Source organism: Nostoc sp. MG11 (assembly GCF_014904695.1).
Taxonomy (GTDB): Bacteria; Cyanobacteriota; Cyanobacteriia; order Cyanobacteriales; family Nostocaceae; genus Komarekiella.
Genome location: NZ_JACXXN010000107.1, coordinates 1 through 5,794 on the forward strand (window position 1 = coordinate 1; position 5,794 = coordinate 5,794).

Genomic DNA, 5,794 nt, shown 5'->3' on the forward strand with positions numbered 1-5,794 from the left:
TGTGATTGACTTTTTTGCACAAGCACTGCTGGCTAATTCTAATAATTATCTGTCTCGCCCATCTCTGCTTCCTAAATATTAGACCTGAATCCTTACTACGAAACTATGAATATGATTCGTAAAGGTCAACTTAACACAGTTAGTAAGGGGGATATTATCGCCCAAGTTAATTTTATTGCAGACATCTTCGGAGTTGTTGCATAAATAATCTTAGTTCTAGAGAATTTTATCACTTCAAACCTTTTTTGCAACACAACCGGTCTGTGTGCCACTGATAATTACCTCAAAAGTAGATCCATTCACTTTTCCCGGCAATGTTATTCTTTGCGCCATCGCTGCTATCTTCTTTGGTATGTTTCTTACTCTGGGACAATGGCTAATACTACGGCAAACTGATTTAACACCCAGAATTTTTGCGCTCATTAATACAGTAGTTGGAATCCTAATTTTCTTTCTACTGGTGTGGTTCAATGAGCCTAGTTTGGAGTTGAGTGGTGGCCCCATTCAAGGTTGGAAAACTGCCCTCATCTTTTTAGTCGGTGGTGTAGTTACCGGAGCAGCCACAGGCAAGGCTTTAGATTTCTATTGTGGGCGAGTCGAGCAGCGATTAATCTCTATTGAGAGAGAAAGGGTCGAAAGAGAAACGCAACACAGGGAAAGGTTAAAGAAAGAACAACTGGAAAGGAAAAAACTTGAACAAGAAATTCTAGAAGCAGAAATGGCTGAACGCAAAAGGATACAGAGAGAGCTAGCTCTAGAAGAAGAACGTAAGTGGTACGAGGAGCATGGTGATGAGGATTACGATTATGACGAAGATGAAGATGAGGATGAGGAGGAATAATTTTTTTAACTATGAGGAATCAAATCTCTGACTATGATGATTATGAACTACCCCTGACTCAAACGAAGTTAGCTAGGGGTAATTCATGTCTTTCCATCAACGAAGAAAAGTGGAACGAACACGAGGAAGAGTAAACCAACTCCAAGCTATTTATTACCGCCTAATAAGTCTTTGAAAGTTTGAGGTAAGTTGACAATTTCATGTATCAGGTCTTGTGGACTAAAGCCAAAAACCCTCAAGATGACTACGATGAAAACAATTGCGATCGCTGTACTGAGGAATGTCTTTAATACAGAGAGCAAAGCCCGAAAGATTAACACAGCGACAATCACTGCCGCAATTAAAATAATTATATTAACTGGCATAGTTTTGCCTGGATAAATCTTAGAAATCTAGAAAACCTGGAATTATCGGCTCAAGCTTTGGCATCACTACACCAAAGACAGGATTGGGTTGGATTTCCGACAGCACTACCTCCAAGGCGAAGCAACTGCCACTGTCGAAAGCACTTCTTTTGCATTCAGTCTAATCCCAGTTTCACCACAGCTAGGACATTGCACTTTAGCCAGAACCACTGACGGACGCCCCTTGTATTCTCCCATTGCAGGCTCACCACCGAACTCACTAACTATGCCCTGCTTGCAGTGCCAGCACTCGAACACCACGCGCCCTACTGGTTTGTCACAGTCCAGAAACTGCATGTGCTGACAGTGCTGGGGTGGTAACTCTTTTTCTTCATCACTTTTTTCAAATAGGTGCGCATTGGTTCCTTGTGGTGAATCCAATTTTTTCTTGCGGGGGGCAGCGGCGTTATCGTTTCTATGAGCCTGTGGCATCGCCTGTGTTTGAGCTTGGGGCGGTAAAGTTGGCTCATTATGCCCAGCGTTTGGAGAATCGGTTACAGCTAGTTCGGCCGATACTTGGGTCAGGGTTGAGGATACAGATTCGTCAGCAGTGTGGGCAGGGTTCAACTGTAATTCAGATGGGAGGCGTTCTGCTGGTCGATAAGCAACAAGGTCAAGCTTTAGGCTTTGGTCGTTGAATTTTGGCTGTTGTTTCGGCGGTTTAGATGGACGCTCGGTAGATTTCATGAAGATTTGAAGATAAATGAACTAAGCCGGGTTGGAGAATAATCGTATTTTAACTGTCAATTATTTTGTCTGTATTGCTCATCTATTGCCATGGCGAAAGTTTTCTCTGCATTTTAGGTAAGGTTGTAATTCAAAGCATCACGTTATAGTAATTTGGGCAGCTTATTATTACTTGTGCCACTAAAAAGCAATGGGGAATTTAAAGCATAATTCTTCTTGTGGTATAACATTATTCCACATGTTAAAATTCACCGCTATCAATTTTTGTATAAGCCCATGCAAGTTAAACTAGCACTGCTATCAAACGCAGGTGGCAGTGGCAAAACAACTCTTGCAACTCACCTCGCTTATCTTTTAGGAAAAGAAGGTTTTCGCGTTGCTTTAATGGATCTAGACCCTCAAGGCTCGGTCAGCTTGTTTTGTGGGCTGCCACGTCCCAAAAGTGATCAAACAATTGCAGCAGTATTTCAAGATGAGTTTCAAGGGAATTGGCCTCTTGTTCCACTTTGGCAAGAGTATTTAAAAAATGTAGAAGCTTGCCAGGGGGAGATGGGTTTAGTTAAAACAATAAACGAACTGGTTTTACATGAACGAGGAGCTTATTTGTTAGGAGATCGCTTAGCTGATTATCCCCTATCTCACGACTTAATTATTTTTGATTGTCCTGCTACATTAGGCCCATTACCCTTAATTGCTCTTTCGGCATGTACACATTTAATTGTTCCGCTCCAAGTAGAACCAAAGTCAACTGATGGCTCTAGCAAGCTGCTGGAATGGGTATATCACACATGCCGTCGTCTTAGACTTAAGCCAGAACCTCAAATAGTAGGGTTTGTTCCTAATCAGTATGACCAACGTCTTGCTATCCATCGAAATATCCTGGCTCAATTAGTACCACAGCTAGAAAAGCTAAAAATTCATTGCTTTACTCCCGTTCGTTTCTCATCGGAGTTCAAGAATGCTAGCGGTCTGGGAGTGCCATTACATCTTTACCGTCCAAATCACCCGGCTTGTGCTGATTTTTCTCTTATTGTAAATAAGTTGACTGAGTTGTTAAAGAGGAAAATTTAATGGTTAAAAAAGTTGGAGTAGACTTGTCCAATCTGTTTTCTGGGGCTGAGTATTCCCAAGAAGTTCATGAACTCAAAGAAACAATTGACAAACTTCAAGAAGAAATTACTCAATTACGCTCGACTGGCAACCAAGAACTAGAGACTAAGATTCAAGAACTGCGAGGTCGTCTTGTATCATCCGGTGTCCAAAATGTAGCAATAGAGGTAATTGACCCTAACCCAGAGCAACCAAGACAGACTTTTAGTGAAGAGAGTATCACCGCGATCGCTATTTCATTGGAGTCAGAAGGGCAGCAAGAACCTGTTATTTTAATCGAGCAAACAAACGAACGTTACCTATTGTTCGACGGAGAGCGACGTTGGCGGGGCGCTAAACAATTAAATTGGTTGGCTTTAAAAGCTGTAGTCATTCCTCAACCAGAGGCTCTGCATCGAGGTGTGTTACTAGCAAATTTACATCGAGAAAACTTAAATCCTCTAGACACAGCAGAAGCACTAATCAAAGAAATTGCTGCTCAGAGTAATCTAAAAGATGAGGAAATTCCGCGTACACTGAGATCTGGAGTGCGTCGCTTAGAACGACAAGGAACGATAACGCAGCTAAGCGAGCTTGTTTTGGCAACTAGAGAGCAGCAACAGCAGCACCTATCAATGCTAGGGTTAGGAGACGCTGAACAAATAGTTTTTCGCGTTCTACTCTCTTTATTATTAAATCCAGCCTCAATTAATGCTAATATTTTTCCGATGCTAGCATTACCGAGTGATTTGAAGCAGGCTATTCGAGAACAAGGTTTAGGCGGCATACATGCCTTGTCTTTAGCACGATTATCTGCAAAAACATTAGGTGTAACTGAAGCAGCAGCCCGAAAGGTGCGAACTCGGATACTCAAACAGGTTTTACAGGAGAAGCTGTCAGTTGCACAATCACGTCAGATTGTAGCAGCGGAGATTGCCCGCCATACTAAACAAACTGATTCTAATTTAGAGAAGAAACAAGTAGATGCAATAATACGCCGGGTACAGGAAATTCCTGTATTGCACGTAGAGCATCTACAATTAGTCCAAATGCACGAAGCTTTGCGACTAAAATTAATAGAGGTTGAGTCAGCTTTAAAACAAAGCGATAACCTGGAAGTATAATAATAAACTTATCAGATAATACATGTGGAGTTAATACTAAGTTAAACAACATTAAAATTTGCTTATTAAGTACTGATGTGCAAATAAAAAATACATTTTTATATTCTTGACTGTTAGTAGATTCTGGTAATTTTGGAAAGTTCCCAGAATCTACTAATACGGCAATTCCAACTATGGGGAATGGTCATCGGTCATCTGAGTTATCCTTGATTATCGCCCTTCAAAAAAACTATTCTCTACTTCAAGAAAACACTATTGAACGCTTGAAGCAGGTTGTATCTACCTATAGTAGTAGAGCACAAATTTCTTTAACGCAAAGAGCATTTGTCTTCAAAGAGAATGGTCAAGTCTCCAAATGCTAAATTTTATGTCATAACCGTATGAGTGCATTAACTCGTACTTATCTTTAAGTTTTATGAATATCCCCTTGCCTTTATCACCTCCCGAAAGCGCCTTAGAAGCACTTTTGCAATTGCGGGATTATTACGCTCCTCTTGTAGAAGAGTATAAAAGGTTATACACCCAATCCAAAGATAGTCTCACTCATGTCGAAGCTTTGTTATCTAATTGGCCTTCTGCCTCCTCTCTAGAACAGGAGTCATCCACCCCTGAAAAAGAAGAAAAGTCGTTGTTATTCCTTACTGATGAATCTAGGAATGACGATTTTGAACCTAATCTTCTAGAACCTCTGAAATTAGACGATTCTGAGTCGCAACCCCTTGATGCAGATGATAACCTAACTGAATTACCAGAATCACCTATATTCCCGCTCATTGAAACTCGGTCAGATGAAAAGCCTGATGCAGCACTGACTGGTGAACCACCAGAGCCACCTATATTTCCTCTTACAGAAACATCAACTCAACAGCGCTCGCTCCACGGGGTAGAAATTCCCATGCTGCCTCAATATCAGTCTCTAAGTCGCCCGGAAGCGATTGAACAGATATTAGCAGAAGAGATTGGCACAAGTGTTCATATTGATTTTATCGTGCGATCGCTCTACGGAGATCTGGAGCCAGATGTATTTAAGGTGGTGAAAAGTAGAGTTCAATCTTCGCTGACTCAGGGTAAGGAAAGCAATAAATGGTTCAGTGTGCCTAAAGAACCAGGCTATTTTACTCTCTCTTTGACTTTACTCTCCAAAGATAAAACTAAAAATTCATCCTCTCAAGCAAAGCGCAAAAATAATAAACCAGTAAAGCCGCCGCAGCCCAAAGAGATACCAATGCTCAAAGCTTATGAAGGACTATTTTTAATTGATGCCTTGTCTACTTTTTTAGAACAGAACGCGGGTAAAGTTTTTAACGTCTCAGAAGTAATCACTGGAATTTATGGAGAACTGAATGCAGCTGATGCTAGAGAGGTCAAGAATAAAGTTCTGAATGAATTATCACGAGGTCATCGTACCAAACGTTTCACTAGAGTTCCTGACCAAATCGGACTTTATACTTGGGACTACAAGTTAGTCAATGAATAAGTAAGACATTTAATTATGCAAATAATAGCAATATAATTAAATGCTAAAACGCCTCCAGAGATCTCTGTAAAGGCATTAGCTACGACTAGTTTATAGAGTTCAATATAGTTATCGTCTGTATATCTATAGCTTAATTAGTAATTTCGATTTTTCGGTGAAGAATACATAAATA

Annotated in this window: 7 protein-coding genes; 5 read left to right on the forward strand and 2 right to left on the reverse strand. The window is 40.6% G+C overall.

Translation table 11 applies throughout. The features are described 5' to 3' along the window. Positions 1-265 precede the first annotated feature (265 nt). Both HCR01_RS36545 and HCR01_RS40325 read left to right on the forward strand, forming a co-directional pair. A complete protein-coding gene (locus tag HCR01_RS36545; protein ID WP_193200787.1) occupies positions 266-841 on the forward strand; it encodes a hypothetical protein in 576 nt (191 codons plus the stop codon). An 11-nt stretch (positions 842-852) separates the two neighbouring features. Continuing rightward, complete coding sequence (locus tag HCR01_RS40325; RefSeq protein ID WP_264299993.1) at positions 853-975, forward strand: hypothetical protein; 123 nt, start codon at positions 853-855, stop codon at positions 973-975. Positions 976-987: 12 nt separating this feature from the next. Here the strand turns inward: HCR01_RS40325 and HCR01_RS36550 are convergent, their stop codons facing one another. Together HCR01_RS36550 and HCR01_RS39660 are read right to left on the reverse strand one after the other, a co-directional pair. Then, complete coding sequence (locus tag HCR01_RS36550; RefSeq protein ID WP_193200788.1) at positions 988-1,206, reverse strand: hypothetical protein; 219 nt, start codon at positions 1,204-1,206, stop codon at positions 988-990. Positions 1,207-1,311: 105 nt separating this feature from the next. Continuing rightward, on the reverse strand, positions 1,312-1,932 hold the full coding sequence (locus HCR01_RS39660) for a hypothetical protein (RefSeq protein ID WP_226890043.1): 621 nt from the start codon (positions 1,930-1,932) through the stop codon (positions 1,312-1,314). Between the two features lie 276 nt (positions 1,933-2,208). Here HCR01_RS39660 and HCR01_RS36560 point away from each other — a divergent pair, with 276 nt between their 5' ends. The 3 genes from HCR01_RS36560 (at position 2,209) to HCR01_RS36570 (ending at position 5,622) form a co-directional block, all read left to right on the forward strand. Further along, positions 2,209-3,003, forward strand: coding sequence for a ParA family protein (locus tag HCR01_RS36560; protein ID WP_193200789.1), 795 nt, complete (start codon positions 2,209-2,211; stop codon positions 3,001-3,003). Further along, positions 3,003-4,145 carry a ParB/RepB/Spo0J family partition protein gene (locus HCR01_RS36565; RefSeq protein ID WP_193200790.1) on the forward strand — a complete coding sequence of 381 codons (1,143 nt, stop codon included), beginning with the start codon at positions 3,003-3,005 and terminating at the stop codon, positions 4,143-4,145. Before HCR01_RS36560 ends, HCR01_RS36565 begins: the two co-directional genes overlap by 1 nt. A 415-nt stretch (positions 4,146-4,560) precedes the next feature. Then, complete coding sequence (locus HCR01_RS36570) at positions 4,561-5,622, forward strand: hypothetical protein (RefSeq protein ID WP_193200791.1); 1,062 nt, start codon at positions 4,561-4,563, stop codon at positions 5,620-5,622. The last annotated feature ends 172 nt before the right edge of the window (positions 5,623-5,794 follow it).